Source organism: Mycobacterium sp. 1274761.0, from assembly GCF_001668615.1.
Taxonomy (GTDB): domain Bacteria; phylum Actinomycetota; class Actinomycetes; order Mycobacteriales; family Mycobacteriaceae; genus Mycobacterium.
Genome location: NZ_LZMC01000088.1, coordinates 36,306 through 61,739 on the forward strand (window position 1 = coordinate 36,306; position 25,434 = coordinate 61,739).

Sequence of the window (25,434 nt, forward strand, 5' to 3'; positions counted from 1 at the left end):
GCAACGTCGGCTGAGGGGCGAACAGTGTTTGCTCGAAACGTCAATTAATTCGTTCATGGGTGGAGTGGTGTGCGACAGAGGTCGGTTGCGATTCGGGGTGAGCGTCGAGGGCGGTCCATTAGCCTGCCGTGAGCTTCGCGCGGTGGCCGCCGCCGTCGCCGAAGAACCGCAATTGGTCTTGTGGTTCGACCACTTCGACGCGGTCCCGCCCGCGGCCGGTATCAACGCTGTTCATCGCCGTCACGCCGACCCCATCATCACCTGGGAACCGTGGACGGTATCGCTCGCCGCGATCGCCGATGGTGAGTACGACGATCATCTCGTCCAGTGGGCGAATGCATTCAGGGCTTACGACGACACCGTCTATTTGCGCTTCGCACATGAGTTCAACGGCGACTGGTATCCGTGGAGTCCCGCCCACGGTGAAACGCCAAGCCGGTTCGTCGCGGCCTGGCGTCACATCGTCGATATCTTCAGGGAGCGCGAAGCGACCAGCGTCGAGTGGGTCTGGTGCCCCAACGCGGTCTCGGACGAGGACGCTCCTCTGACCGCCTGGTATCCCGGCGGCGAGTACGTCGACGTGCTCGCTGCAGACGGCTACAACTGGGGCGACACCCGGCCCGATGCTGAGTGGATCGCACCCGCCGATCTCTTCGACCCGGTGCTGACCGCGTTGCGGGGCCTGGACGCCAACAAGCCCATCTTCGTGGCAGAGGTGGCATGCGCGGAATCCGGCGGTTCGAAAGCCGACTGGATTGCCGAACTGGTGTCCTATCTGGCCGACTACCCCGGTGTGGACGGCTTCGTCTGGTTCGAGCACGACAAGGAGACCGATTGGCGGATGGTCAGCAGCTCCCAGGCCGTGGCCGCGATGGCCGCAGCGCTCAAGAAGAGGGCGGCCGCCTACGAGGTGGCGCCATGACCTCCGACGTCGTCAGCGAAGGGTTCGTCCTCTCGCCAGAACTAGAAGACGCGCGAATGAGGTCGGTAGAGCAGCTCCAACTGCTCGGCTCCCCGCCTGAGGAGCGCTTCGCGCGCATCACCCGGATGGCCCGACAGATATTCGGAGTACCGATGGCCGCGGTATCGCTTGTGGACCGCGATCATCAGTGGTTCAAACAGAACGACGGTCTCGATCTGGCCGGCGCTATACCAAGGCAGGAAACCGTCTGCCGAGCCACCATCGCGCGAACATACGAAGGTGTCGACGAGCCGGCGCTGATTATCGAAGATGCGCGAGAAGCGCCAGATTTCTGTGAACTACCGGCAATCAAAGCCGACGGCGGCGTGCGCTTTTATGCGGGTTACCCCTTGTTCGGCCCCGGGGGCCACGCCGTGGGCACTTTCTGCATCTACGACACCGAACCGCGAGCGCTCGACAGCGAGCAGCTCGAGACGTTCCGTGAACTCGCCGGTTGGGTGCAGCGTGAACTCGAGCAGACCGACGAGATGGAACGGGCCGCCGAGGTGCAGCGCCACCTCCTGCCTCGTGCCCTCGGGGATCTGCCTGGTTACTCGGTGTGCGCGATGTGCATTCCGGCGTTCGCCGTCGGCGGAGACTTCTACGACCACTATCCATCGCAACGCGGAGTGATCTTCACCGTCGCCGACGTGATGGGCAAGGGCCTCGGCGCTGCAATCCTGACCGCGAGCGTCCGCTCGGCGATGCGGGCCGCGACCAAAGCCCTCGACGAGACTGCCCAGGGTGCTGACCTCGCTGATGCCGTCAACTCGGTGGCCGCGCAGTTGTCTGATGATCTGACCAGAACGGACACCTTCGTCACCATGTTCCACGCGCGGCTGGAAACGGCCACAGGTTCGGTGCAGTACGTGGATGCCGGTCACGGGTTCGCGGTGATCGTCCGCAAGGGTGGGGAAGTGGAGCCGCTGTCGAGTGAGGGCACCCCCCTTGGTGTGCTGCCCGACGACTTCTGGACTTCCAAGGAAGTTCACCTCGACTATGGGGAGACGCTGGTCATCGCATCCGACGGCGTCCTCGATCTGAGCGGCGACGGTAGCGACGTCCGGCCCGCGCTGGCATTCGTCGCTGAACACGCCGATCCTGCCGACCTGTGTTCCCAAACCAAGGCGCTAGCTGCGGTCAATGTGCCGATGGACGACATCACCCTCCTCGCGATCCGCAGAGAGCTCACCGGATGAGGCATCGGCTCCCTGAAGATCCCGAAGGCAAATACCCGTCGCCGTGGCTGCGGCTGCTGATCCTCTGCAGCGCAGCGCTCGGCATCAACTACATCATGTGGCGGTGGCTGGCCTCCATGAACTGGGAGGCGTGGTGGATCGCGGTCCCGCTCGTGATCGCCGAGACCTACAGCCTCATCGACTCGCTGTTGTTCGGCCTCACCATGTGGAAGCTGCTGAGACGGAGCCCGCCGCCACCTCCGCCCGACGGTGCTACCGTCGACGTCTTCATCACCACCTACAACGAGCCCGAAGAGATGGTGCTGGCTACCGCCGAGGCGGCGCAGCGAATCCGTTATCCCCACAGCACCTGGATCCTCGACGACGGCGAGCGGCCGAGTCTGGCGAACGCCGCGGCCGAGCGCGGCATCAGCTACCTGACGCGTTCGGCCAGCTGGTCTGACAAACCCCGGCACGCCAAGGCGGGCAATCTGAACAACGCGCTCATGGAGACCCAGGGCGAATTCATTCTGGTCCTCGACGCCGACCAGGTGCCCGAGCCGGAACTGCTCGATCACACCCTCGGCTATTTCCGCGATCCCCGCATGGCGCTTGTGCAGACACCGCAGTACTTCGTCAACGTTCCGTTCAGCGATCCGCTGGGCAGCCAGGCGCCGTTGTTCTACGGCCCGATTCAGCAGGGAAAGGACGGCTGGAACGCCGCGTACTTCTGCGGCTCCAACGCGGTATTGCGCCGAGAGGCGCTCATGCAACTCGGTGTGGCGGGCTACGTGCGTGCCGTGGAAGACGGCATCAAGCGGACGTTGTATGCCGCTGACAAAATACTGAAGCAGTCCCGCCGAAAGGTCGGCGCTGATCAGCCGGAGGCGCAGGCAGCGCTGGACTCCGTCCGAAGCGCCGTGCATGACGCACGCGGCGAATTGCGGCGAAAACGCCACCTCGCCGACATCACCTACGATTTCCAACAACGCGTCGACGCCGCGGCCAGAACAGTGGTGGCCTCACACGTCAGCAACATGCGTGCCGACTTGGAAGATATAGCCGCGCTCAACGCGCATTCCGAGGCCGTTGTCACCGCAGTGATTTTCGACGACGAAGCGCTGGAGACGCTGGCCAGCCGGGAGTGGTCACCCTTGGGAGCCATCGAGTCCATCCGGGCGATGATCCGTGCGGTCGACGTCGGGCGCGACGACGAGGCACAGCCGCTGCTGCCGATGGCGACGATCTCGGTGACGGAGGACATGGCGACCTGCATGCGACTGCACGCCATGGGGTGGCGCACGGCATACCACCACGAAATCCTCGCCCGCGGACTTGCGCCTGACGATGTGCGCACGATGCTCACTCAGCGGCTACGCTGGGCGCAGGGCACCATTCAGGTGATGCTGAAGGAAAACCCGTTGGTGCAAAAGGGTTTGAGCATCGGCCAGCGCCTCATGTACTGGGCGACCATGTGGAGTTATCTGGCCGGCTTTGCCGCGGTCGCCTACATCGCCGCACCGGCCATCTATTTGATCTTCGGCATCATGCCGGTCAAGGCGTACAGCTTGGACTTCTTCGGACGGCTTATTCCGTTCCTCATTCTCAATCAGCTGATGTTCATCATCATCAGCCGCGGCACGCCCACTTGGCGCGGTCAGCAGTACAGCCTTGCCCTGTTCCCGGTCTGGATCAGGGCCTGTGTCACGGCATTTCGCAACGTGTATTTCGACCGTCCGCTTGGCTTCGCCGTGACACCGAAGACCAAGCAGGAGCAGCGTGCAATTCCTTGGCACCTGGTCCGGTGGCAGATCGGCGCGATGGCGCTGCTGCTCGTCGCGTCGGCGATCGGCATCGTCCAGCTCTACTTCGGCGCGATCTCTGTGCTGGGTGTCGGTGTCAACTTGTTCTGGGTGCTTTTCGACATAGTCATACTCAGTGTCGTGTTCCAGGCCGTGCGGTACCGCGGGCATGAAGGTGAGGGGGAGTGATGGGTCAGTATGAAACTCGCGCAACGCATTCCGGTGCTCTGGTGATCAAGCCAGAGGGGCGGCTCAACATGGTCGCCGCGCCGGGACTGCGCAAGGAGCTGCACACATTGGTGGAGAAGGGGAATAGCAGGATCGTCGTCGACCTCAGCGGCACCGAGTTCATCGACTCATCGGGTCTCGGTGCGTTGATCTCGGGTCTCAAGGCCGCGCGCCAGGCGGGAGGGGATCTTCGCATCGCGGCGCCCACCCGGCAGGTCACGACAGTGCTCGAGCTCACGAATCTGAACCGCGTTCTGCGCACGCACGGAAGCGCCGAGGAGGCGTTCGATGACTCCTGATCGGCACGTGCTGGACACCACAACCGGCCCCGAGACCCTCGATGCGATTCAGGGCGTACTCGACGAGGTCTGGCGTGAGCATGATGTGCCGGAGATCGTGCGCATTCACATGGACCTCGCGGCAGGCGAGATCGGTGCCAACATCATCGAGCACTCCGGGGGCGGCAGACCGGTTCGATTGCGGATGGAGGTGCGCATGCGGCCCGACGCGGTAGAGGCGGTCTTCAATGACGACGGCAAACCCGCCCGCATCGACCTCGCGGGGGCGGGTCTTCCCGAAGAGTTCGCCGAGCGTGGTCGAGGCCTTGCGATGGCGCATCGCGTCCTCGATGAGCTTTCTTACCGACGCGATGAGCAAGGAAATCACTGGACGCTTGTGCGGAAGCGCACAATGGATGGATGAGCAACAGTGGGCCGTTCGGGTTCGACCCGGATGACTTTGATCGAGTGATACGCGAGGCCGGCGAGGGGCTGCGCGACGCCATCGGGAAGGTCTTCGACATGACCGGTGAGCGGGCGGGCTGGAGCGTGCTGTTCGACGAGTTCTCTCGGCGCCAGCGGCACGAGCCGGAGACCACCGGGGAGGCAGGCGACGGGGTGTGGGCCATCTACCTCGTCGACGACGACGGCAAGGCGCACGTCGAAGAGGTGTACGCCACTGAACTGGACGCGCTGCGCGCCAACAAGACCAACACCGATCCCAGACGCAAGGTGCGCTTCCTCCCCTACGGCATAGCCGTCAGCGTCCTCGATGCGTCCCCGGAGGCGTCCGAAGACGCTGAATAGGGCGGCGAGTCTGCAGCGCAGTTCGTAGCATTTGCCCATGCGCACCTGCACGATCCTGGCTCTGACGGTGGCCGCGCTCGCCTTGTCGCCGTCGGCGGCGGCGACCCCGGCGGAAGGCGACGTGCAACGCACGGACTTGGCCAAGGGCACGTCGAACACGCCCGTCTCGATCGTCACCAACGGCGAGGAGACGGCGTTCTATGTGCAGAGCCTGGTTCTCAAGCCCGGCGCAAGCAGCGGCTGGCATGCTCACCCGGGCCCCGAGCAGTCGGTGATCACCGAGGGCAGCGTCGTCGTCACCGCCGCCGACTGCGTTCCGGTCACCTACTCGGCCGGCCAGACGGTGTTCCTGCCCCCCGGTGTGCCGCACGTGGTCGCCAACCGCGGTGCTGTCGATGCCGACGTGGTGGTGACGTACACGCTGCCCGCCGACCGCATGGTCCGCGACGACGCGCCCGCGGCGTGCCCCTAGGTCATTGCTCCTTCTGCCACAGGCACTGCCCCGTCAACTCGACCGTGAAGAGCATCGGCACGACCTGGACATCGAGGGGCTGCCCCGGCTGGCCGGTTGACACCTGCGGAGCGGTCCGGTTTCCCGCGGCGGCGTTGTCCAATTGCGCGGCGCCGCAGCGGGTGTCAGGGGTTTGCGGGTAGCCGAACCACCGTCCGGAATCGATCTCGCGATTGCGCTGGCCTTCGCCGTGCAGTGTCAGCGCGGGTCCGTAGGAGAACCAGCGGTCGCTTTTCGGATACGGCGAATCATATGTTCGCCAACGGAGTTGGCCGTCGCCCGGATCCTGGCATCCGACAACGGTCTTGAGATCGGGCAATTGGGCAAGCGCACCGGCGACGGCCTGCGGGCACGGCGCATCCACCTGGGGCACCGCCGGATCGGCTGCCGCGACCGGCGCGGCCATCGCCGGTGAAGCGATGACCGCGACCGTCACGGCTTTCAGCGCACGGCGTTTCATGCCTTCTGCGCTACACCTTGCTGAGGTCGGTACGCATGGTGGTGACCTGATAGTCGTTCCAGGTCGATATATTCCAGTACAGGTACTGCTGATCGGCTGCGGAGACGTTCGACGTCGAGGACCACGGGTGGATCATCGGCGCATACGCGCCCGGCATCTTGGTGCCCGACACCAACGTGATCGGTGCCGACCACGGACCTTCGGGTCGACTCGCCTTGCGCATCACCACGTTGCCGGCCGGATCAGTGGTCAGCATGATGTACTGCTTCTCGTATTCGTTGTACTGCACCGACATTTCGCCGACGCTCGGATACGTCGTCGTCTTGACCAGCCCGAAGAAGCTGCTGGTCGTCGTCGCAGGCAGGATCGGCTTGGCGGCAGCGGGATTGCCTGCAACCCAGCCCTTTCCGTCCCAGTACTGGTACTGGCTGGCATCGAGGATCTGGTCCTGCTTGACCCGCGACAGGTACGCCGTTCCGTACCGACCCGACGGTGTGCCGTAGGCGTACACCCAGCCATCTATCGCGTCCTGTGTGTTCGGAGCCGGCTTGACGAGTGCGAACTGTTGAAAGTTCTGGTTGCCGTTGACAAACGGCTGCGTCGAGTAACCCGGCGCGGACGCGCGGATGCTCTCCGGAGCGACATGCCATGTCACGCCGTTGTCGTCGGAGAACGCGACGCCGGAATAGTTGGTCGTCCACCGGCCGGACGAATCCCACGACCGGACGTCCATGAACGTCGCGTACTGCCGCGACCCGTAGTCATTGGGATACGGAGCCGAGATCGCGGACGTCGGAATGATCGTCACATCGTTGCCGACTGCGTAGCGCTCGTTGGCGATGACCTGTTTGAAGATGGCCTTGTTGCTCAGCGTCGGCTCGATCACCAGCGGCGCGCCGGAGAAGTCGTCGACGGTGGTGCCGTCGATCGGCAGGCTGCCATCACGGACATAGATGCCGTTGGACAACATGGTGTCCGAACTCCGGAACAGCATGTTGTTCTTCCACACGCCGGTGCGCACCGGGGTGGTGTTGGAGAACGTATCGCCGAACAACATCAGCACCTGATGCTGCTCCACCACTGTGGTGTTCGGATTGTCTGTGATTCCGTTGTCCCACATGATGCCGAGGTCGGTACCGCCGACGCCGAACCGGTTCTGTGCGTCGTTGAGGCTGTTGACTCCGGAGCCGGTCACCGAGGTGAGCTTCCAGGTATTGGAGCTCACAGCGACCGGCGTCACCACGTACGATGTCGACTTGTCGGGCGTCGTGACGGCCGCTGTCGGTGAACCCGTCAGGGCCAGCGCCGCGACCGGCGTATTGCCCACCGCCGCAGTCCTGGTCAGGGTGGTCACCGATTCGGATTCGCGACGAGTACCCAATGCCAGCAGTGCCATCACGATCGGCGACCCGAACGGCGCCCCCGGCGTGTTCGCGGCAAGTGCGCCCAGCCCGAACGCCGACACTAAACTGGTCAGAAGCCTTGGCAGCGTGGGTTGTTCGACAGGCTTGACTGCTGCCGCCATCATCGTGGGTACCGATTTTTCGTCCACCACCGTGGTGGAGAAAGTACGGATAGCACCCTGATCCACACTGGCCGCGGAACTGGAAACGAAGGTCTGCGCCGACTGTGCGGCGCTGGTCACCGTGGTGGTTAGGTTTTTAGCGGTGATGGCGGCGCCAGTTTTGGCGGCGGTGTCCACACTGCGCGCCTCGATGTGCGGCGTGACCGCCTGCAGGCGGTGAATGACCCCTTCGCCGGGGTTGTGTGTGGTCGCCGACGATTTCTTTGGCGCCGGTTTGATGTCCTCCGACTCGACGACCTCACGGTCCTGCGGCTCGGTCTCGTCAGGCTCGGGCTGCTTTTGCGCCGCGGGCTTCCCGCTGGTGTGTGCCCCGCCTGTGGCGACGGTGACCCCGTGCTCGGCGGCGCGGGTCAGTGATGACAACGCATCGTTTGCCCGCGACGCCAACCGTGTCAACGATGGACGCTGGTTCACTCGCGACTTCGCGGTAGTCGACGCAGACGTCGATGTGTTGTCAGCCGTCGCACCCGACGTGGTGTCGGCACCGGTCTTGGCGTCGTTGTCGGCGTCGCCGCCGGCCGACGCCGATGGCTGGCTGACCGTCTGGTCCTTCTCAGTTGGATCAGCCCAGGCCACCCCCTGGCCTGTTGTGACTGCGGCTCCGATTCCGAGTGCGACAGCTAATGCGCCGACGCGTCCGATATAGGCAGATGCACCCATGATTCCCCTCGTTGTGCATCCCCGACTTGCGGAGAGTTTCGCATCCGCGGCAACCTTTTTTCAGCTCTTTCAGTAATGCCGAAAAATTCTTCGACGTTCCTTAACGGGACTACGATTCGACACAGAGAAGGTCGGGGATGAGCGTGAGGGAGGCCTTCGATGAGAAATACAATGCGTCGTCTTGCGATCGTCTGCGGGGCCATCTTCGCGGCGTGCGCCTTCGTCACGGTGGCCGCGCCGGGGGTCAGCGGCGCGGCCGAATGCGGCGCCGGCACCGTCTTCGATCCGCCGTCCAATTCGTGCGTTGCTGCGCCGGCGCCGCCGCCCCCTCCACCACCGCCGGTTTGGAACGGTGACCCGACGCCGTATTTCTCGGTGGGTGTTTGCGTTCCGATCCCGGTGCCGTTTGCTCCGTCGGTCTGCGCAAGCGTTTAGTAGGTTCTTCGCACACGTTAAATTTTGCTAAGAAAGCTGGCGCGGCTTCGCTGTCTGTGTCAATATGGTCGGTAATCCCTGCGTATTACGCGCAGGCACCGTAGATAAGGATACGAATGACAACGCAGCGTCGTTTGCCTCGTCGACTCGCGGCCGTTGCCGGTTTGGCAGCTGTCGCGACCATGGGCTTCTTCACCGCCGGCTGCGCCGGTGAGGAGAAAGCCCCCGAAACCTCGACGACCACCACCACGACCACGACGACGACGTCGCCGGCGGCCCCGGTTACACCCACCGAGAAGGCTCCGCGGATCGATCCGCAGGCGCCCAACCGGTTCACCCCGACCAACTTGGCACCCCCGCCGCAGACGGCGTTGCCGGGCCAGGGCGGTCGCCATCAGAACATGAACCCGTAGGGAACCTCACATGCGGCGGCATCTGCCGGCGCTGATCGCGACGTCATCTCTGATCGCCGTGTGCGGTCTGAGTGCAGGATGCTCGCCGCAACATACGGCGGCGGTCATCACCGGACCCTTCGCGGCGCTGCTGGCCGACTCCACCGATCTCGGTCCTTCACATACCGGTGAAGCGCAGTTGACCGCCACGCTGCCGGACGCCGACCGCCCGGCGGCGTTGATGGAATGGGCTGACACCCAACACCTTGGCGTGCGATGGCGTGCCGGCGACGGCTGGGCGGTAGTCGAGGGCACTGCCGCAGACCTGGCGAAGGCGTTCGGTGTCCCGGTCAACGACTACCGCGGCCCGAAGGGTCAGCTGTTCTATGCGTCACCCCAGCAGCCGTCGGTGCCGGCGGCCCTCGGCGGCGACGTCACCGCGCTGGGCCGGATCATGAGCTACACCCCACACCGCATCAAGCAACCGAACCACCTTGCGCGCGACGTGCCTAAAGGCGGCCTGACGCCGCACGGTCTGCTAACGGCGTACAACGCCGACCCGTTGGTGCGCGAGGGGCATACCGGCAAGGGCGAAACGATCGTCTTCTTCGAGTTCGACCGCTTCGACCAGAAGGACCTCGACACCTTCGCCGACACCTCGGGATTGCCGCGGTTCACACCCGAGGTGATCGGCGGTCAACCCGAGGAATCACACGGTGAGACGGCGATGGATCTGCAAGTCGCACATGCCATTGCGCCGGACGCCAAGCTCGTCGTCATCAACGCCAGACCCACCCTGGAGGGGGACGGCGCGTACGAAAAGATCGGGCGGATGTTCGAAGACGCGGACCGGCGGTACCCCGGCGCCGTATGGAGCCTCTCCATCGGTTGGGCCTGCGACTCCTTCGTCAACGCCGCCGACCTGGCACCGGTCGAATCCGCCTTGGCCGGGGCTCAGTCTCACGGTACTTCTGCGTTCGACGCGACCGGTGACAATGCGGGCTTGGAGTGCAAGGGCGCCGACGAGTGGTCGGCACCACCGGGCCCCGATGATGTTGGGCTGGACGCGGTTTCATCGCTTCCGGCCATGACCGCCGTCGGTGCCACCACATTGTCGACCGGGCCCCGCAGCCAGTGGCTTGCCGAGTACCCGTGGTTCGACTCGCCACTGTCGCAGGGCACCAGCGGCGGTGTGTCGGCGCTGTTCGACCGGCCGCTATGGCAGCAGCGACTGGTGGCCGACCGAGACGGCAACCGCCGCAGGCTCTCCCCCGACGTCGCGGCCGTGGGTGATCCGATCAGCGGAGTGAGATTCGTCTTCGGCCAAAACAATTACGTCGGCGCAGGCACCTCGCAAGCGGCCCCCATCTGGGCGGGGCTGACGGTGTTGATGAACCAATACGTCAAGGCTCACGGCGGCAGGCCGTTGGGCAACATCAACCCGCTGCTGTACCGCGTTGCTGCGGGCTCCGATCTGCCCGGCTTCCGCGATGTTCACAAGGGCGGCAACGCCGTCGACCTCGCCGTCCCCGGCTACGATGTCGTGACCGGACTCGGCAGCCCCAATACCTACAACCTCGCCCAGAACCTCCTCAAGGCCCAATCGCAGGTAGCGCCAGGATGACACAACCGCCCGTCGGCGACAGCGGCGTGGCGACCATGGCCTGCGAGCAGTGCGGCACCCAGGGGCCGACGGCGGCGTTCTGCGGAGCGTGCGGCGCGCCGTTGTCGCAGCGGCGCGGGCCTCTTCGGTTGGACGCCTATGCGGCCGCACCCGGTGAACAGGTGGTGCGCCTGTCGGTGGCGAGCTCGCTGTTTCCGCATCTTCCGCACCGCTCCCGCACGGCTTTTCGCGTCGGCCTCGCGGTGTACTTCCTGCTGCTGCTGGTTCTGGCGCTGCTGCGGTGCCAGGCGCCGATGCTCGCTATCAGCGCGCTCGGCCTGCCCACGGTATTCCTGCTGTACCTGTATCAGTCCGGTGCCCACCGCGACATCACGGTGTCCACCCTGATTTCGACCGCACTCGGAGGCATCGCGCTCGGGGTCGGATGGGCGTTGCTCACCGCATCATTCGTCGCCCACTTCTACGACGTGTCCTTCGCCAACGCGGACTCCAGGAGACTGGCTGCACTCGTCGGCATCGTGGTTCCGATCGCCGGCGCGGCGGTGATGCTGATGCCTGCCGTCGTCATGCGTTTCGTTCGGTCGAGCCGGGAAACGTTGGACGGCTACGTCATCGGCGCGCTCGGCGCCGTCGCATTCACTGCCGCGGCGATCCTGACTAGGCTGGCACCGCAGTTCGCCACCGGGGTGGTTGCCGACGATCGGCCCGTCAAAATGCTGCTGGTGCAGGCGGCCCTGCAAGGCGTGGCCATCCCCCTGACGGCAGCGGCGATGGGCGGATTGGTCGGTGCCGCACTGTGGTTCGGCCGTCGCAAGCTGGTGGTGGCCAGCGTGGGAGCAACCGTGGCTGTCTTCGGCACGCTCGGCGTCACCGAAGTCGTGCCCGCGCTGGAAGGTTTGCATGTCGGTGCGCACCTGCTGGTCACTGTCGCCGCACTGGTGATACTGCGAATAGGAGTGCAGTACTTCCTGTTACACGAACAGCGCGAGGCCACCGGCCACGCCGGATATGTGCTGTGCCCCCACTGCGACCACGTCGTGGCCGATATGGCGTTCTGCCCGAACTGCGGGGTCGCCGCCGCGGCGGCATCGCGGGCGTCGCACGCCGCACGTCGCATCGAGACCGGCGGTGATGTGACTGTTCGGCGCCCCGGCTACGCCACGCCTGAAAGCGTGTATGAGGTTGCGCCGGTGCATCATACGGGCAACACGTGGATGCTCACCACGCTCGCTGCAGGGCTTGTGGTAGCCGCGGCGGCGGGAATCACGGCGGCGGTACTGGCAACACCGCAGCGTCCGCGCTACACCTGTCCACCCGACTGTGGGCGTCCGCCGATCGGCGAGCCCGTCGACATCAACCCGCGCTTCGTCTCCGCCGACGGCGAGTTCTCGGTGCAGTACCCCGGGCCCGGATCTCTGTACAAAGCCACGCTGTACCCGGACTGGGTCGAGATGGAGTACACCGGCGGCGACACCGGCACGCTGGACCTGTGGGGCGAACCCGCCACGAAGCGCTCGCCGAAGCAGATCATCGACACAATGATCGCCGACTACTATCCCGATGCCACCCTCGACTACGAAATCCCCAACGCCATGGTCGGTTACGAGCCGGGGTACGGCGCGGTGTACGACCAGTACCCGCAGGACGCCAGCGGCGAATTCACCCGGCTGCGGGTGGTGGCCTTGTGCGCCATCAAGAACGACTACGCTTTGGTGGCCACCGCGGTCGGCCCGTACCACGAGTTCAGCCCTGACTTCGGAAGCGGCCATCCGTCGGGGGTCAACCTCGAACTCGCGCTCGATATGGGCAAGTTTGTCAACAGCTTTCGCTGGCACAGCGGACCGTCAGCATGATGCGGTGAACCTGACCGGCATCGCGTGGATGCCGTTCATGAGGTTGGAGCGCACCCGCTCGACAGGCCCGGTGAGCTCGAGGTCGGGCATTCGGGACAGCACCTCGGGAATGATCGCCGACGCCTCGACGCGGGCGAGGTTGGCGCCCAGGCAGAAATGTGTGCCGCCGCCACCGAATGCCAGGTGCGGGTTGGGGCTACGGCCGATGTCGAAGCGGTCGGGATCGGCAAAGTGCGTCTCGTCACGGTTGGCCGACGGGTAGAACATCGCCGCCCGGTCCCCGGCCTTGACTCCGATGCCGCGGAGCTCCGTGTCGCGGGTCGCCGTGCGCACGAAGACCGTGACGGGGCTGGTGTAGCGCAGCATCTCCTCGATCGCGGTGGGCAGCAGGGTTGGATCGGCCGCCAGCCTGGCCTGCTCGGCCGGATGGTCCATCAGCGCGAGAATGCCCGCGGCCACCAGGTTGCGAGTGGTGTCGCCGCCTGCGTTGATCAGCAGCAGAAAGAACATGTTGAACTCGAGATCGGTGAGGCGTTCACCGTCCACCTCGGCGTGCAGCAGCGCGGTCGCGATGTCGTCGCCGGGCTCGGCCCGCTTGCGCGCGGCGAGCTCGGTGCCGTACTCGAACATCTGCATCTGCGCGTCGACCACGTGTGAATACTCGACATGGGTGTCGCCGACGGCGCCGGAGTTCATGATCTCGGTCAGCGCGTACAGCCGCCGCCCGTCCTCCAGCGGGATGCCGAGCAGTTCGGCGATCACATACGACGGCAGCGCGCCGGCGATGTCGGTGACGAAGTCGCATTCACCGCGCCCGATGACGTCGTCGACGATCTCGCGGGCCATGTCCGCGACGTGGTCGTTCAACCGCGCAACCTGGCGCGGCGTGAAGCCGCGGCTGACCAAAGACCGCAGCTTGGTATGCCGCGGCGGGTCCATCGTCAGCATCATCAGCGCCAGCTGGAACTCGTCGTTGTGCTGGGCGGGTTCGAAGAACACCCCGGTGGCCTGCGACGACCACGTCGCGCTGTCCCGGGAGACGGCGAGGATCTCGTCGTATCCGGTCAGCGCCAGGAAGCCGGGCCCGTCGCCGTACGGGTGCCATGCGACGGGCGCGCGGCGCCGGAGTTCGGCGTATGCCTCATACGGCATGCCGGAGGCATACGTGTCGGGGTCGGCGAGGTCGACACCGCCGACGGTGATGGCATCATGAGCCACGCCAGAAAGTTTGACCGACGGGGGGCTTTGGCGGGTGTACATCGAACCGGCCGAGTGAAAACTGCCGGCTCGGTTGATGCGCCCGACCGGTTCGACGTGTGACGTACGCTACGCCACTGAACTCGGCAGGCGGCGGTGGCGACGCCGATGAGCTGCGGAAATGTGAGCGTATCGAGATGCTTCGCTAACTCATGGTGCTCGGCGGTTTTTAAGGGTTCTTTGGCAGAAGATGAACATTCGCGGATTTGCTCGTATGGTGCTTCGTGATGGGGAGGCATAGCGCTGCTCGCCGCCGACGTATACCGTCGGTCGCCCCAGCGGCCGCAGTGATCGCTCCCTACGCCCTCTTACTCGCCGCCGGCGGAGATGTGTCGGTACCTGCTCCCAGCGTCGAGGCCGACGCACCGGAGGCGGTCATCGATGACGCCGCGACGCGCAGCGTGCAGATCATCGCCTCCGCCGCGCCGGATCTGTCGTCGACTCCGACCGCCCTCGATTCGGCCGCCGCCGCTGCGCCCGTGCAGCTCGCCGCGTCGCGGCGCTACCGGGTGTACGACCGCGAGGCCGAGCGCGTCCTTCCGGTCGGAAGAGCACCCGAGCGCGGCCTGCAGGTCAAAACCATCCTCGTGTCGCGCAGCGTCAGCGCCATGTTCCCGGAGATCCAAAGCATCGGCGGGGTGCGGCCGGACGCACTGCGGTGGCATCCCAACGGGCTTGCCCTCGACGTGATGATCCCCAACCCGAGCTCCGCTGAAGGCATCGCGCTGGGCAACCGGATCGTCGCGTTCGCGCTGGAGAATGCCGACCGGTTCGACCTGCAGGACTGCATCTGGCGCGGCATGTACTACACGCCCGATGGCGGCGCCAGGGCCGGCGGGTACGGCCATTACGACCACGTCCACATCACGACCCACGGCGGCGGATATCCCAGCGGCGACGAGGTCTATCTCCGCTAGTTCACGCTAGGGGCGGAAGGTCACCCCGCCGTCGACGCTGATGGTCTGTGCCGTGATGAAGCTGCCGTCGTCGGACAGCAGCAGCGCGCCCAGCGCGGCGACGTCGTCGGGCTCACCGAAGCGGGACTTGATCATCTGCCGTGCCCTGGTCTGGTCGACGATCCCGTCGGGCATCGGGGTCTGGTCGAATTTGTAGTGCCAAATCAACCCTGGCGCAATGGCATTGGCGCGGATGCCTTTGGGGCCGTATTTGCGCGCGATGTGGCGCATCAGCGCGAGCTCGGCGGCCTTGCTCATTTGATACGACACCCGCGTGCTCGCACCGTTGTAGGCGTCGATGGATGCGGTGAACACGATCGAGCCGCCACCGCTGTCGATCATCGGCGGAATCATGTGCTTGGCGCAGATTACGAAGCCGCGGGTGTTGACCCGCATGACGTCGTCGAACACGTCCAGGGGTAGGTCGACGACGCCGCCCGGCAGGTACGCGTCGTCGGCGTTGGTGAAGTTCACGTGTGCGCCGTCGAGCCGCCCGAATGTGTCCACAGCGAGGGCGACGGTCGACGTCACCGACGCCTCGTCGGCACCGTCGAGCAGGATGGCGTGCACCCGTTCACCCGACGGGTCGAGCTCGGCGGCCACCCGCGAAGCCAGTTCACCGTCGAGATCGCCGACCACCAGCAGGGCGCCCTCGTCGAAATACCGGCGGGCCAGGCCGTTGCCGATGCCGCCCAGCCCTGCCACGATCACGACTTTGTTCTCGAGCGCTCCTGTCACCGCTGCGATCTTTCCCGATGCGTCAGCCGAACCGATGACTTTCCGGGGCCGGCCGTGTCTACATGGAAAGCGCTACGAGAGGAGAACCCTATGGCCGAGAATGTCGCGAAACCGCCGGTTGTCGATCAGCAGACCTGGCGCAAGGAGCTCGACGAGCTGCGGCGGCGCGAGAAGGCTGCGACGCGCGAGCTCGACGCCATCGCCGCCCAACGCCGAAGGCTGCCGATGGTCGAGATGGGTGAGTACACGCTGATCGGTGAGGACGGCCCGGTCCGCCTGGTCGACGTGTTCAAGGGCCGGTCACAACTCATCGTCTACCACCACATGTGGCAGGACGGAGCGGAGTGGCAGTGCGGCGGGTGCACAGGGTTCACCTCTCAGTTCACCCGGCTGGAGTTCCTGAACAACTACGACGCCCGATTCGTCATCGTGACGAACGGGCCGATCGACGAGGCTCTGGCCTACCGCGACAAGGTCGGCAACAAGATGGAGTGGTACTCGTCGTCGGAGAGCTCGTTCGGCGCCGACGTGGACGCGCCGCCGGGAGGCGGCTTCGCCGTCAACGTTTTCCTGCGCGCGACGGATCCATCAGGAGAAGACGTCGTGTACCGCACCTGGCACACCAACGGCCGCGGCACCGAGCAGCTCAGCCACTCGTTCGGGCTCATCGACATCCTGCCGTGGGGTCGTCAGGAGGAGTGGCAAGACTCTCCGCAGGGCTGGCCACAGTCGCCGACGTATTCGCGGTGGCTGGACTCGCCGGACATCGCGCGGGCGTACGGCACTACTTGACGCAGATGTCCGTCGGGTCGCTGCAGCCGCCGCCGGTTGCCGGTGGCACCGGATGCGGCGCCGGCCCAACGGGATCGGGCACCGTGTGCGGTGCGGGTCCGACGGGATCGGGAACCTGCGGCGCGGGCTGCGCAGGAGCAGGCAGCTGTTTCGCGGAGCCGGGATCAGGCGCCTGGGGCAGCGGGTTCCCTTGATCGGGCAGCTTCTTGGGCAACTGGTCGGCCGGCGGACCCGGTGCAGGCGCGGGAGCGGGAAAGTCCGCCGGCGGCACCGGATTCTGCGGCAGTGGCAATTGGGGCAACGGAAGGCCGATCGGCGGTAGAGGAAGCGGCGCAGGGGCGGGCGCCTGCGCTGGTGCCGGAGCGGGCAATTGAGGTGCCCCTGCCTGCGGCGTCGGGATGGGCGCTTGCGGCGTGGGGATCGGCGCCTGCGGGCCCGGCAGTTTCGCCGGTGTCGGCAGTGGGGCGCCCGCGCGAGGCGCCTGCGCCGGCAATGGGGTGGGCGTGGCCCTGGGCGCCTGCGGAGTCGGGAGCACCGCCTCGGGGGTCGGCATCGGCGCCGAAGGTGTGGGTTGCGGCGCCGGTTGCACCACCCCACTCGGCGACAGCGCGGTACTCGGCAGGTACACCCACGCCAGCGCCCCGCCGAGGATGACGAGCGGCACGCCGATCAACAGCGCCATGAACGGAACGACCCGACGTTTGTCCTCGCCGGCGGGGTCGACGACGGCCGCCGGCTCCACAGGGGGTTCCGGCTTGAGCGCGGGCCGGGCGGCCGTGGCCGCGAAGTTCAAAGCCGATGGGCCGGGTATCGGGCTCAGCTGTGTCGCAACGCCGTGCGATGACGTGCCCATCCCATGTGAGGCCGAGGTCAGCTCGAAGTCGCGCATCACGTTGTTCTTCAGCCAGGACGGCGCGGGAATGAACACCGGAGCACCGAGCAGCGCGGCCGGGCTCACCGATCGACTGCGCAGGTCCTCACACGCATTGCACGATTCGATATGGCGCGCAATGCGTTTGCGCATCAGGATGTTGAATTTGCCGTCCCAGCCGTGCAATACGGCAGCCAGCTCAGGGCAGCTGCCCGGATCAGCCTGTACCCGGCGCGCCACCAGCAGGGCACCGAGCGAACGCTCGATGGTGTCGCGGAGCCGTCCGACCATGGTGTTGGCGTTGGTCTGCGTGACCCCGAGCGCCATCGCGAGTTCGGGCCCGTCGAGACCTTGGCGGTAGGCGAGCTCCAACACCGCCTGGTCGCGATCTGAAAGACCGCCTGCCGCTTCGGAAATCAGGTTGGCCAACTCCATCCGGTGAGCCAACGTGTCGGGGCTTGCGTCGTTCGACACCACGTCGGGCATTTCATCCGACGGCCGTTCGCGCTTGAGGTCGCGAAGTCTTTTGTGGGCTTCGTTGCGGACGATCGAATATAGCCACGGGCGCAGCTTGTCCGGTTCTCGCAGACCCCCGACGCTGGTCGACACGATGCAGAAAGCATCCTGCACGCAGTCGGCGGCCGAGTCCCGGTCGCGGAGCATTCCGATGCAGAAGTCGTGAAGCCGGTCGGCGTAGCGGTCATAGATCCCAGCGAAGGCGTTCCGGTCACCGGCGGCGGCTGCGACGGCCAACTCGGCGTCGCTGCTGCCTGGGCCTATGCCACTCCAGTTTGATAGCGCGGCGGTCATGAGGTGTTGCTCCAGATTGGTCAGCGGCGGTAGCTGTCAGCGTAGATGCTGGGGCCGCTTCGGGATAGGTATTCGAACTTTGGATGCGTACTCGCCCAGACCTGGGGTGGCCTGGGCCGAGTCCGTGGTGATCCTTCCTATTTCGCGTTGCCGTCGGTGGGTTTCTGCGAATCCGTGCCCGTCTGATCGATGCCGTCCTTCGCGGGCGGCTGGGGACCCGGCACCTCGACCACAACGTCCCCGCCGTTCTGACCGGGCACTCCAATGCCGACAACCGGCGTCTTGACCGACACGTCGCCCTTGCTGCCGACGCCGACCTCGGCGCCGGGCACCTTGACCGCCACGCCGGGGCCGGCGACCGGTGCGGGAGCAGGATCGGCAGGGGCCGCAACCGGGGCGGGTGCGCTGACGGGCGCCGGGCCTGCGGCGGGCTTCGAGATCGCGTTCGGCTTCTGTGCCGCAACGGAATTGGACGACGACGGCCCGCTGATTCGGATCGGTGCCGGGTTGTTGACGATCACCGGCGTCGCATTCTGCGCCGGGGCGACCGCCGGGATGCTGACCGCCGACGGCAGGTTGACGACCGTCTGACCCGACGGCAGTGTGGCGGCGGTGTTGCTGCTCGCCGTCTGGGCGGGCTGCGAGTCGCTCGAGTTGAGCAGCATGACCCCGCCGAAGGCGGCCGCGCCGACCACCGCAAGGCCGGCAACCAACAGCAGGCCCTTGCTCGACGACTTGGCCGCGGGCTGCTGCACCGGCTGCTGGGGCATCGCGTAGTAGTCGTGGTAGGCGGAGTACTGCGGCTGCGGCGGGTAAGGGTGTTCCGGCTCGGGCATGCACTGCGAGTAGGCCAGCGCGACCCCCGAACGCACGGTCGGGTCCTCGTAGCGGATGTCTTCGTAACGGATGATTGTGGTGGCGGTGGTGTTCATGGTTTCCCCTCTGGCTCGAAGCCGCCCTCGCGGCTGCTTTCACACCTAGGAGCCAGCAGCGGAGGAGACTCGCACACTTTTTTGAAAAGAATTCTTCGCCCGGTTTTCGGCGTCGCTCAAGGGCCGGTGACAACTGCATCACCATTGGGAAACGGCGCGGTGCGGCGTGGCGCGCGTCCGAAATCACCCAAGACAATTGACGCGGTCGTTGGAGAAACGGCGATGCGAATTGTCTATGCGTGAATGAAGGAGTCGACGTCAATGGCGATCATTGATCGAATCAACAGCAGCGCGATCGCTGCAGGGGTGGGGTTGTGCGGGGTCGCGATTGCGTTGAGTCCGGCCGCGTCAGCGATCCCGCTGGTAACGGGTGGATGCGACTACTCAACGTCGGCGGGCAGCGCCCCTGCGCCGGCTGGTGCGGCACCTGGTGCGCCATGTGCAGCTGCGGTGAGTGATATGGCGGGCGTGCCGATGGCCGCGCCGGGACCGCTGCCACTGGCACCGCCTGTTCCGGCGGCTCCGCCGCCGTTGCCGCCCGTGCCCGCGGCCCCGCCGCTTCCGGTGGCTCCACCGCTGCCGGTCGCCCCGATCGTGCCTGCGGCCGGGCCTGTTGGCGCGGCACCCGCGATGGGTGGTGCGCCGGTGCTCGAGATGGGTGGTGCCGGAGGTAAGGGCCAGCCGACAGGCCCCGCGCCGGCGGGTGCCCCTGAGGCCGGCAAGCCGCTACCTGCGGGTCCGTCCGGCAGCTAAGCGACGGAAAGCGGCCGTCGCGCCAAGCCTTACGGCTTGTGCGCGGCGGCCACTTTCGTCATTCCTGGACGATGACCGGGTCGCCGACGTTGACGGTGTTGTAGTACCACTCGGCGTCTTCAGGACTCAGGCTGATACAGCCGTGGCTGACATTGGCGTAGCCGAGTGAGTTCACGGCCCACGGCGCCGAGTGCACGAAGAGCCCTCGGCTGGTGATGCGGACGGCGTAGTCAACGTCGAGGTAGTAACCGTCGGGATCGGTTACCGGGATACCGACGCTGCTGGAATCCATGACGATGTCGCGTTCCTTGGCCAGGACGGTGTAGTGGTCGACCGGCGTGGGGTAATCGGGCCGTCCCATCGAGGCCGGGAACACACCCTCTCTACCCCAGTAGGGCCGGTGGTGCGGGGCGGGCAGCGACGGCGGGGGTCCCGATTCGACACCGTCGATGGTCACGGTGAACGTGTGGTCGCTGATGTCGGCGACGCCGACGACCTCGGGCCCGGTGTGGAAGCTCATCGACCGGCCGCCGACGGACAGCGCCACGGTGTCGTGGGCGGGCCAGTACCGATCGGGCACCCACTGGACGACCTTGTCGTCGAGCCATTCGAACTTTCCGGTCATGGCGGGCGCAGAGGTGATCCTGATGGCGCGCTCGGCGGCGTGCCGGTCGATGACCGGGAGCTCGAACGTCACGACGACGGGATGCGCGACGCCGACCACCGCATCACTTCCCGGCAGCACCGAGGCGATGGCGGACCTGATGGAATGGTTCACCGCAGCCGTGCTTTCCCCTGCGGGCGCCACGATCACGCTTCCAGCGGTCACGCTCGCGACAAGCACACACCGAACAACCCCACGCATGGCATCCGATTCCTTCGAAATTACAAAAGTGTCAATAAGATGGTAGGAGCGACGCGGTCTCTGGATGCGTAAGGGCGCGTGGGCATTTCGGTCAAGGCTTCGTCACGTTTCGGCCACGGCGTCGGGCTGGGGCGCAGCCAGTACCCGCTTCGAGGCCGCCCGATCCGCGGCGTCATCCCGCTGTTCGTCGAACGCAATGCCAGATAGGAGCTGTCACAGCTCGGCAGCTAGTGTCTGCCCCTCGGGAAACCGACGGTCCAACCGGGCCAGCATTCCGTCAACGTGACGAAGCTGGTTCTCGGTGCTGCGAATGCACTGCCGGTGGTGGCCGACTAATCGTGTGCTGCCGGAACTCATGCAGCCCTGCAACCGCCTGACGTGCTCGTCCAGGTAGCGCTGCAACTCAGCGCGCTCCTCCGCCAAGTACGCACGGAAGTAAGCCGCCTGCATGCTGTCGGCCAGGACCGCGGCCTGGTGCTGTTCGGACACCAGGAAAAGTTAACTGATGTTCGTGGCGCCTGCCGATCTATGAAGCACCATTGTGGGCACCGCCACGTTCTGCCGAGCTCCGAGGCGGTAGGGTTCCGCAGGTGAGGACGCCGGCCCGACGTGCCCGCTACGTGCGTGGCGGTTTGGTGGGCGTCTGCTCGGGCCTGGTCACAGTCGCGGCTCACGTGGCGGGGGGAGGCCCACTTCCATCTGGCGCAGCGGCGGTGATGTTGTCGCTCCTCTGTGCATTGGCAGGTGCGCTAGCCAGCTCGGTCATCGTTCGTTCGCGCTGTGCCCAGATCGTTGTCCTGACAACAGCACTGGGCGCCGTCCAGCTTCTCGGCCACGTCGTGTTGTCGTTGGCCGCCCACCATCACAGCGGGACTGAGCTGATCACCCCCATCATGGTCACTGCCCACATGGTCGCGACGCTGGGTGTTGCGTCGCTCATCAGCCTCGTCGAGTACCTCTACGTCGTATCCGTCTCTGTGCTGCGCTGGCTGCGCCTTTTCGCGGTCGACCGGACTCCGCCGTCGAAGCGCATTCGGCGCCGCCCGACCAATCGCGTTGTGGTGCAGTCGGTTTTGCTTGCCCGCGGCATCGGGATGCGGGCCCCGCCGAGCCACTGCCCGGCAAGCGTTTGACCTTTACATCTCTGCAGTCCGGATCGCCCTGGCGCGATCGGCTGCCGACGAAGCACTGACTTCGTAGCTCCCGCGCCTGAAGTCGCGCGCCCGAATTCATGAGTGAAAGCCAGCTTGAGGTATGACTACAACTTCTGATGACCAGATCGATGCGCCACCGCAAACGCTGGGTCGGCCGCATGGCGTCGCCGCGCTATTGCGTCGGCTCCATTTCTACGCCGGCATCTTCGTCGGCCCGTTCATCCTGATCGCAGCCGTGACGGGATTGCTCTACGCAGTGATTCCGCAGATCGACAACGTCGTTTACCGGCACGAGCTGACCGTCGATCAGGTCGGCGCGCAGCGGCTGTCGCTGGCGCAGCAGCTCGATGCCGTCCGGGCCGCTCATCCCGAAGGCACCGTCGAGAGCATCCGGCCGCCGGCCGAGCCCGATGAGACCACCCGGGTCACGCTTGCGGTCGACGACGTCCCGCCCGACTACGCCCGCACCGTGTTCGTTGACCCGTACAGCGGCGAGGTCCGCGGCGCGCTCACCACATACGGGCAGTGGATGCCGCTGCGGGCGTGGTTCGATGAACTGCACCGCACACTGCATCTGGGCACCATTGGCCGCAACTACAGCGAGCTTGCGGCGAGCTGGCTGTGGGTCACCGCGCTTGCCGGTCTCGTGCTGTGGATCGGACACCGCAGACAGACGGGCAAGCTCACCCGTATCGCTGTCGCGGACCGCAGCGTCAAGGGTCGCCGCCGCACGCTGTCATGGCACGGTGCCGTTGGTGTGTGGATTGTGGTTGCCCTGCTTGGGCTTTCAGTCACCGGTATCACCTGGTCCCGTTACGGCGGCGAGTCGGTCAACGTACTGCAAGAGCATCTGAACACGACCGCCCCGGAAGTCAGCACGGCCCTGGCAGCGAAGCCTGCGTCCGGCATTGGGCACGTACACGGCCACGGTGCGGATATCGGCGACACGCTGCTGCGGGGTGCAGAAAGGGCTCTCGACACGGCACATGCGGCGGGACTGTCGGGACCGATCTGGCTATACCCGCCCGCTGAGTCGGGTGAGGGCTGGCTGGTCAAGGAAAACAAGCGGGACTGGCCCACCCAGTTCGATGCCATCGCCGTGAACCCTGAAACCGGAACGATCACCGACCGAGTCGATTTCGCCGACTGGCCGTTGCTGGCGAAGCTCACCCGGTGGGCCATCGACACACACATGGGAATCCTGTTCGGAATTCCGAACCAAATCGCGTTGGCGCTCACCGCCATCGGGCTGATTCTGGTGATTCTGCGCGGCTATCAGATGTGGTGGCAACGCCGCCCGACGCGTGGTAAGTCGTGGACGATGGGCCGTCCACCGCTACGGGGCACAATCCGCCACATGTCACCCGTTGCCGCCGTCGGCATCGGCGTCCTTGCTATCGGCTTGGGATGGTTCCTCCCCTTGTTTGGGGTGAGCCTCCTGGCGTTTCTTCTCGTCGACGCCGCAGTCGGCACAGCGAAGCGGTGGCACACACGACGATGATTCGGCGTCGCGCCGAGCCACGGTGACCACACTGGCACTCGGCGGACTATCAGTCGTTCAATGGGTGGCGGGTGACAGCCCGTAGCGTCGCACCACATCGTCGAGCCAGTCCGGCGTGCCGTAAGTCAGGCCGTACTTCTCGGCCAGCTCGATGAACTCGGCTGACTCATGAAGGGGCGCACCTGGTTTCGCTCCGACTGGTTCGGACATCAGCAGCTCACCAAGTTCGCGGAAGTAATTCTCGAAGCCCCCGGGGGTGATGACCTCGATGATCCGGCCGGGTTCCGTTCCCGCGTTCCACATGGCGTGCATCTGCCCGCGTGGTTTGGTGATGTATCCGCCCGGGCCGAGTACCACCTCGCTGTCGTCGGAGCGAAAGCCGATCTCACCGGCAAGCACGTAGGAGTGCTCGTCCTCGCGTGTATGGCGATGCGCCGCAGTGATCGTCCCGACTGGGAACGGATGCTCGACGATCGACACAAGGCCGCCGGTCGTGCGGCTGGTGAGCTTGAAGACCGCACCGAATCCCGGGATGGGGACGACATCGCCCCCGCCGGGGTGCACAAGAGTCAACTGTGTTACCGACATGTTCATTCCCTCCTTATCGCTCGGTCACCCCACCGCGGCCAGGGCGGTCGTCGTAGCGTCCTGAGGTGGCCACAGCGGCTGTGGCACCTCGACGCCGAACGGTGCATCCCAGTGGTTGCGAGACGAAACGTCATGCACCGGGCGGCGATTGGCGGCCACACCCCATTTGCCGAGTGGGTAGCCGAGGGTCAGCATGGCTGACATCTTCCACCCTTCGTCGGCGGGTACGCCCAGTAATTCGTTCACCCGGTCCTCGAAGTTGCGGAGCACCATCGTCATGACGCCGCCGACCCCCTCGGCGCGGGCGGCGAGCAGTGCACTCCAGATCGCTGGGTAGATGTTCGCACCGCCGAGATCGTCGATGGCGTAGACGAAAAGTAGCAGAGGAACCTCTTCGAAATGGTCCGCGAGGTAATTCCCTGAGCCCTTTATCCGGCGCATCGTCGAGGCGTGGGCGGCAGGATCCGAACCCGGCGCCAGCGCCACCATGGGCCCCGCGCCCGCCGCGAACTTCTGGTATTCGAGGTCGCGGGCCTGCCGGAACAGGTCGGCGAATTCGCGGATGAGTTCCCGATCGTCCACGGCCACAAAATGCCAGCGTTGGGTATTGCCGCCGTTGGGCGCGCGAACGGCGGCATCAATGATGCGCGCCTGCACGTCGAGCGGAATGGGATCCGGCCGCAACCGCCGCATCATCCTGGTGGTGTACAGCGCTTCACGAACGTCCATCGGTCCAATCCTTTTCGCTATTCGGGCCAGCTGTTGTTCAAGATGAGGTCGACGAAGTCCTGGCGCTTGAACGTCGGGTCGAAGTGCGCCAGCACGTCGGCGTTCATGGTTCCCCAGGTGCTGTCCGGTCGGTGCTTCATGCCGTTGTGGAAGGCCTCCAGAATGCGGTTCTTGAAATCGGGGCGGGGATGAGCGGCGGTCACCGCGTCGAGGGCGTCCGAGGGAAGCTTGTCGCGGTCGATGCCCACCACGTCGGTCTCGACTCCGGCGATGACCAACGCGATTTCGGGATCGAGGAACTGCGGCACGCCAGGCGTGGTGTGTAATGCGATGCCCAGCCACACCTTTCGAGCGTCGGCGGCATCGACACCGTGCTCCAGCAGGAAGTCGCGTGCCGCGTTGGCGCCGTCGACTTCGAAGCGAAGGTTGGAGGTGCGATAGCGCGGGGTGAGGCCGATGTCGTGGAACATCGCCGCGACGTAGAGAATTTCGAGATCGGGTTGCAGCCCCAGCCGTCGGCCCTGTAGCGCGCCGAACAGAAACACCCGGCGCGAATGGTCGAACAGCAGATCGTCTTCGGCTTCGCGGATGAAGTCGGTCGCCTCGCGCACCAGTGGGGTGTCGGGGATGGTGATGCCGGCGATCGACTGAAGCGACTGGGTTTCCATGGTCAACCTCCTCAGTTGGACTAATACGGACTAGTCAACGCAGGTG

The 25,434-nt window shown here is 65.6% G+C and carries 27 protein-coding genes; 16 read left to right on the plus strand and 11 right to left on the minus strand.

Features of this window, described 5'->3' with window-relative positions; translation table 11 throughout:
* The first annotated feature begins 142 nt into the window (after positions 1 to 142).
* From A5651_RS18440 to A5651_RS18470, 7 genes are read left to right on the plus strand one after another with little or no spacing between them, the layout of a single operon-like run.
* Entirely contained in the window at positions 143 to 922 is a 780-nt protein-coding gene (locus A5651_RS18440; protein WP_231988736.1) for a glycoside hydrolase family 26 protein, read from the plus strand.
* Positions 919 to 2,160, plus strand: a complete 1,242-nt coding sequence (locus A5651_RS18445) for a PP2C family protein-serine/threonine phosphatase (protein WP_066984050.1) — start codon at positions 919 to 921, stop codon at positions 2,158 to 2,160. The genes A5651_RS18440 and A5651_RS18445 overlap by 4 nt, the downstream gene beginning before the upstream one ends.
* Positions 2,157 to 4,130, plus strand: coding sequence for a glycosyltransferase (locus A5651_RS18450; RefSeq protein ID WP_066984052.1), 1,974 nt, complete (start codon positions 2,157 to 2,159; stop codon positions 4,128 to 4,130). Before A5651_RS18445 ends, A5651_RS18450 begins: the two co-directional genes overlap by 4 nt.
* The gene (locus A5651_RS18455; protein ID WP_066984055.1) at positions 4,130 to 4,468 is read left to right on the plus strand and encodes an STAS domain-containing protein; all 339 of its coding nucleotides are present in this window, start codon (positions 4,130 to 4,132) and stop codon (positions 4,466 to 4,468) included. Before A5651_RS18450 ends, A5651_RS18455 begins: the two co-directional genes overlap by 1 nt.
* Positions 4,458 to 4,871 (plus strand): ATP-binding protein, encoded by a 414-nt coding sequence (locus tag A5651_RS18460; protein ID WP_066984058.1) that lies wholly within the window; start codon positions 4,458 to 4,460, stop codon positions 4,869 to 4,871. The genes A5651_RS18455 and A5651_RS18460 overlap by 11 nt, the downstream gene beginning before the upstream one ends.
* Complete coding sequence (locus A5651_RS18465) at positions 4,868 to 5,254, plus strand: hypothetical protein (protein WP_066984061.1); 387 nt, start codon at positions 4,868 to 4,870, stop codon at positions 5,252 to 5,254. The genes A5651_RS18460 and A5651_RS18465 overlap by 4 nt, the downstream gene beginning before the upstream one ends.
* Positions 5,255 to 5,291: 37 nt before the next feature.
* Entirely contained in the window at positions 5,292 to 5,726 is a 435-nt protein-coding gene (locus tag A5651_RS18470; RefSeq protein ID WP_066984064.1) for a cupin domain-containing protein, read from the plus strand.
* A 1-nt stretch (position 5,727) separates the two neighbouring features.
* Here the strand turns inward: A5651_RS18470 and A5651_RS18475 are convergent, their stop codons facing one another.
* Positions 5,728 to 6,225 carry a hypothetical protein gene (locus A5651_RS18475; RefSeq protein WP_066984067.1) on the minus strand — a complete coding sequence of 166 codons (498 nt, stop codon included), beginning with the start codon at positions 6,223 to 6,225 and terminating at the stop codon, positions 5,728 to 5,730.
* A 10-nt stretch (positions 6,226 to 6,235) separates the two neighbouring features.
* Positions 6,236 to 8,470: a DUF4185 domain-containing protein gene (locus tag A5651_RS18480; protein WP_156663058.1), complete on the minus strand. Its 2,235-nt coding sequence runs from the start codon at positions 8,468 to 8,470 to the stop codon at positions 6,236 to 6,238.
* Positions 8,471 to 8,629: 159 nt separating this feature from the next.
* Here A5651_RS18480 and A5651_RS18485 point away from each other — a divergent pair, with 159 nt between their 5' ends.
* The 4 genes from A5651_RS18485 to A5651_RS18500 all read left to right on the plus strand — a co-directional run bounded on the left by A5651_RS18485 (position 8,630) and on the right by A5651_RS18500 (position 12,774).
* Entirely contained in the window at positions 8,630 to 8,905 is a 276-nt protein-coding gene (locus A5651_RS18485; RefSeq protein ID WP_066984073.1) for a hypothetical protein, read from the plus strand.
* Between the two features lie 116 nt (positions 8,906 to 9,021).
* Positions 9,022 to 9,318 carry a hypothetical protein gene (locus A5651_RS18490; RefSeq protein ID WP_066984077.1) on the plus strand — a complete coding sequence of 99 codons (297 nt, stop codon included), beginning with the start codon at positions 9,022 to 9,024 and terminating at the stop codon, positions 9,316 to 9,318.
* Between the two features lie 10 nt (positions 9,319 to 9,328).
* Positions 9,329 to 10,921, plus strand: a complete 1,593-nt coding sequence (locus tag A5651_RS18495) for a protease pro-enzyme activation domain-containing protein (RefSeq protein WP_066984080.1) — start codon at positions 9,329 to 9,331, stop codon at positions 10,919 to 10,921.
* The gene (locus A5651_RS18500; RefSeq protein WP_082943835.1) at positions 10,918 to 12,774 is read left to right on the plus strand and encodes a zinc ribbon domain-containing protein; all 1,857 of its coding nucleotides are present in this window, start codon (positions 10,918 to 10,920) and stop codon (positions 12,772 to 12,774) included. The genes A5651_RS18495 and A5651_RS18500 overlap by 4 nt, the downstream gene beginning before the upstream one ends.
* Here A5651_RS18500 and A5651_RS18505 read toward each other — a convergent pair.
* Positions 12,766 to 13,926: a cytochrome P450 gene (locus tag A5651_RS18505; protein ID WP_369803974.1), complete on the minus strand. Its 1,161-nt coding sequence runs from the start codon at positions 13,924 to 13,926 to the stop codon at positions 12,766 to 12,768. The genes A5651_RS18500 and A5651_RS18505 overlap by 9 nt on opposite strands.
* Before the next feature lie 332 nt (positions 13,927 to 14,258).
* Here A5651_RS18505 and A5651_RS18510 point away from each other — a divergent pair, with 332 nt between their 5' ends.
* Positions 14,259 to 14,948 (plus strand): hypothetical protein, encoded by a 690-nt coding sequence (locus tag A5651_RS18510; protein ID WP_066984086.1) that lies wholly within the window; start codon positions 14,259 to 14,261, stop codon positions 14,946 to 14,948.
* A gap of 6 nt (positions 14,949 to 14,954) precedes the next feature.
* Here A5651_RS18510 and A5651_RS18515 read toward each other — a convergent pair whose 3' ends face one another.
* Positions 14,955 to 15,725 carry an SDR family NAD(P)-dependent oxidoreductase gene (locus tag A5651_RS18515; RefSeq protein ID WP_231988737.1) on the minus strand — a complete coding sequence of 257 codons (771 nt, stop codon included), beginning with the start codon at positions 15,723 to 15,725 and terminating at the stop codon, positions 14,955 to 14,957.
* A gap of 90 nt (positions 15,726 to 15,815) precedes the next feature.
* Here A5651_RS18515 and A5651_RS18520 point away from each other — a divergent pair, with 90 nt between their 5' ends.
* Entirely contained in the window at positions 15,816 to 16,517 is a 702-nt protein-coding gene (locus A5651_RS18520) for a DUF899 family protein (RefSeq protein WP_066984091.1), read from the plus strand.
* On the opposite strand, the gene A5651_RS26060 is transcribed toward A5651_RS18520, so the two are convergent.
* Positions 16,510 to 18,198, minus strand: a complete 1,689-nt coding sequence (locus tag A5651_RS26060; protein WP_066984094.1) for an RNA polymerase sigma factor — start codon at positions 18,196 to 18,198, stop codon at positions 16,510 to 16,512. The genes A5651_RS18520 and A5651_RS26060 overlap by 8 nt on opposite strands.
* Positions 18,199 to 18,335: 137 nt before the next feature.
* Positions 18,336 to 19,130, minus strand: coding sequence for a hypothetical protein (locus tag A5651_RS18530; protein WP_066984097.1), 795 nt, complete (start codon positions 19,128 to 19,130; stop codon positions 18,336 to 18,338).
* 261 nt (positions 19,131 to 19,391) lie between these two features.
* Between A5651_RS18530 and A5651_RS18535 the strand changes: the two genes are divergently transcribed.
* On the plus strand, positions 19,392 to 19,883 hold the full coding sequence (locus tag A5651_RS18535; protein WP_156663060.1) for a hypothetical protein: 492 nt from the start codon (positions 19,392 to 19,394) through the stop codon (positions 19,881 to 19,883).
* 58 nt (positions 19,884 to 19,941) lie between these two features.
* On the opposite strand, the gene A5651_RS18540 is transcribed toward A5651_RS18535, so the two are convergent.
* Together A5651_RS18540 and A5651_RS18545 are read right to left on the minus strand one after the other, a co-directional pair.
* Positions 19,942 to 20,748 (minus strand): L,D-transpeptidase, encoded by an 807-nt coding sequence (locus tag A5651_RS18540; protein ID WP_066984103.1) that lies wholly within the window; start codon positions 20,746 to 20,748, stop codon positions 19,942 to 19,944.
* A 213-nt stretch (positions 20,749 to 20,961) separates the two neighbouring features.
* Entirely contained in the window at positions 20,962 to 21,237 is a 276-nt protein-coding gene (locus A5651_RS18545; protein ID WP_066984106.1) for a hypothetical protein, read from the minus strand.
* A 101-nt stretch (positions 21,238 to 21,338) separates the two neighbouring features.
* Here A5651_RS18545 and A5651_RS18550 point away from each other — a divergent pair, with 101 nt between their 5' ends.
* Both A5651_RS18550 and A5651_RS18555 read left to right on the plus strand, forming a co-directional pair.
* Entirely contained in the window at positions 21,339 to 21,881 is a 543-nt protein-coding gene (locus A5651_RS18550) for a hypothetical protein (protein ID WP_066984109.1), read from the plus strand.
* A gap of 121 nt (positions 21,882 to 22,002) precedes the next feature.
* On the plus strand, positions 22,003 to 23,403 hold the full coding sequence (locus tag A5651_RS18555) for a PepSY domain-containing protein (protein WP_066984112.1): 1,401 nt from the start codon (positions 22,003 to 22,005) through the stop codon (positions 23,401 to 23,403).
* 57 nt (positions 23,404 to 23,460) lie between these two features.
* On the opposite strand, the gene A5651_RS18560 is transcribed toward A5651_RS18555, so the two are convergent.
* The 3 genes from A5651_RS18560 to A5651_RS18570 are packed head-to-tail and all read right to left on the minus strand — an operon-like array spanning position 23,461 to position 25,388.
* The gene (locus A5651_RS18560) at positions 23,461 to 23,991 is read right to left on the minus strand and encodes a cupin domain-containing protein (RefSeq protein ID WP_066984181.1); all 531 of its coding nucleotides are present in this window, start codon (positions 23,989 to 23,991) and stop codon (positions 23,461 to 23,463) included.
* Positions 23,992 to 24,015: 24 nt separating this feature from the next.
* Positions 24,016 to 24,720 carry a nitroreductase family protein gene (locus A5651_RS18565; protein ID WP_066984115.1) on the minus strand — a complete coding sequence of 235 codons (705 nt, stop codon included), beginning with the start codon at positions 24,718 to 24,720 and terminating at the stop codon, positions 24,016 to 24,018.
* A 17-nt stretch (positions 24,721 to 24,737) separates the two neighbouring features.
* A complete protein-coding gene (locus tag A5651_RS18570) occupies positions 24,738 to 25,388 on the minus strand; it encodes an HD domain-containing protein (protein ID WP_066984118.1) in 651 nt (216 codons plus the stop codon).
* Positions 25,389 to 25,434 lie beyond the last annotated feature (46 nt).

Excerpts from the sequence above, each read along its gene's own strand:
- A5651_RS18510 (WP_066984086.1), top strand. The coding sequence starts at position 14,259 with ATGGGGAGGCATAGCGCTGCTCGCCGCCGACGTATACCGTCGGTCGCC.
- A5651_RS18505 (WP_369803974.1), bottom strand. The coding sequence starts at position 13,926 with ATGCCGTATGAGGCATACGCCGAACTCCGGCGCCGCGCGCCCGTCGCA.
- A5651_RS18535 (WP_156663060.1), top strand. The coding sequence starts at position 19,392 with ATGGCGATCATTGATCGAATCAACAGCAGCGCGATCGCTGCAGGGGTG.
- A5651_RS18490 (WP_066984077.1), top strand. The coding sequence starts at position 9,022 with ATGACAACGCAGCGTCGTTTGCCTCGTCGACTCGCGGCCGTTGCCGGT.
- A5651_RS18560 (WP_066984181.1), bottom strand. The coding sequence starts at position 23,991 with ATGTCGGTAACACAGTTGACTCTTGTGCACCCCGGCGGGGGCGATGTC.
- A5651_RS18500 (WP_082943835.1), top strand. The coding sequence starts at position 10,918 with ATGACACAACCGCCCGTCGGCGACAGCGGCGTGGCGACCATGGCCTGC.
- A5651_RS18475 (WP_066984067.1), bottom strand. The coding sequence starts at position 6,225 with ATGAAACGCCGTGCGCTGAAAGCCGTGACGGTCGCGGTCATCGCTTCA.
- A5651_RS18445 (WP_066984050.1), top strand. The coding sequence starts at position 919 with ATGACCTCCGACGTCGTCAGCGAAGGGTTCGTCCTCTCGCCAGAACTA.
- A5651_RS18465 (WP_066984061.1), top strand. The coding sequence starts at position 4,868 with ATGAGCAACAGTGGGCCGTTCGGGTTCGACCCGGATGACTTTGATCGA.
- A5651_RS18485 (WP_066984073.1), top strand. The coding sequence starts at position 8,630 with ATGAGAAATACAATGCGTCGTCTTGCGATCGTCTGCGGGGCCATCTTC.
- A5651_RS18530 (WP_066984097.1), bottom strand. The coding sequence starts at position 19,130 with ATGAACACCACCGCCACCACAATCATCCGTTACGAAGACATCCGCTAC.
- A5651_RS18540 (WP_066984103.1), bottom strand. The coding sequence starts at position 20,748 with ATGCGTGGGGTTGTTCGGTGTGTGCTTGTCGCGAGCGTGACCGCTGGA.
- A5651_RS18555 (WP_066984112.1), top strand. The coding sequence starts at position 22,003 with ATGACTACAACTTCTGATGACCAGATCGATGCGCCACCGCAAACGCTG.
- A5651_RS18480 (WP_156663058.1), bottom strand. The coding sequence starts at position 8,470 with ATGGGTGCATCTGCCTATATCGGACGCGTCGGCGCATTAGCTGTCGCA.
- A5651_RS18455 (WP_066984055.1), top strand. The coding sequence starts at position 4,130 with ATGGGTCAGTATGAAACTCGCGCAACGCATTCCGGTGCTCTGGTGATC.
- A5651_RS26060 (WP_066984094.1), bottom strand. The coding sequence starts at position 18,198 with ATGACCGCCGCGCTATCAAACTGGAGTGGCATAGGCCCAGGCAGCAGC.
- A5651_RS18450 (WP_066984052.1), top strand. The coding sequence starts at position 2,157 with ATGAGGCATCGGCTCCCTGAAGATCCCGAAGGCAAATACCCGTCGCCG.
- A5651_RS18570 (WP_066984118.1), bottom strand. The coding sequence starts at position 25,388 with ATGGAAACCCAGTCGCTTCAGTCGATCGCCGGCATCACCATCCCCGAC.
- A5651_RS18565 (WP_066984115.1), bottom strand. The coding sequence starts at position 24,720 with ATGGACGTTCGTGAAGCGCTGTACACCACCAGGATGATGCGGCGGTTG.
- A5651_RS18520 (WP_066984091.1), top strand. The coding sequence starts at position 15,816 with ATGGCCGAGAATGTCGCGAAACCGCCGGTTGTCGATCAGCAGACCTGG.
- A5651_RS18460 (WP_066984058.1), top strand. The coding sequence starts at position 4,458 with ATGACTCCTGATCGGCACGTGCTGGACACCACAACCGGCCCCGAGACC.
- A5651_RS18495 (WP_066984080.1), top strand. The coding sequence starts at position 9,329 with ATGCGGCGGCATCTGCCGGCGCTGATCGCGACGTCATCTCTGATCGCC.
- A5651_RS18470 (WP_066984064.1), top strand. The coding sequence starts at position 5,292 with ATGCGCACCTGCACGATCCTGGCTCTGACGGTGGCCGCGCTCGCCTTG.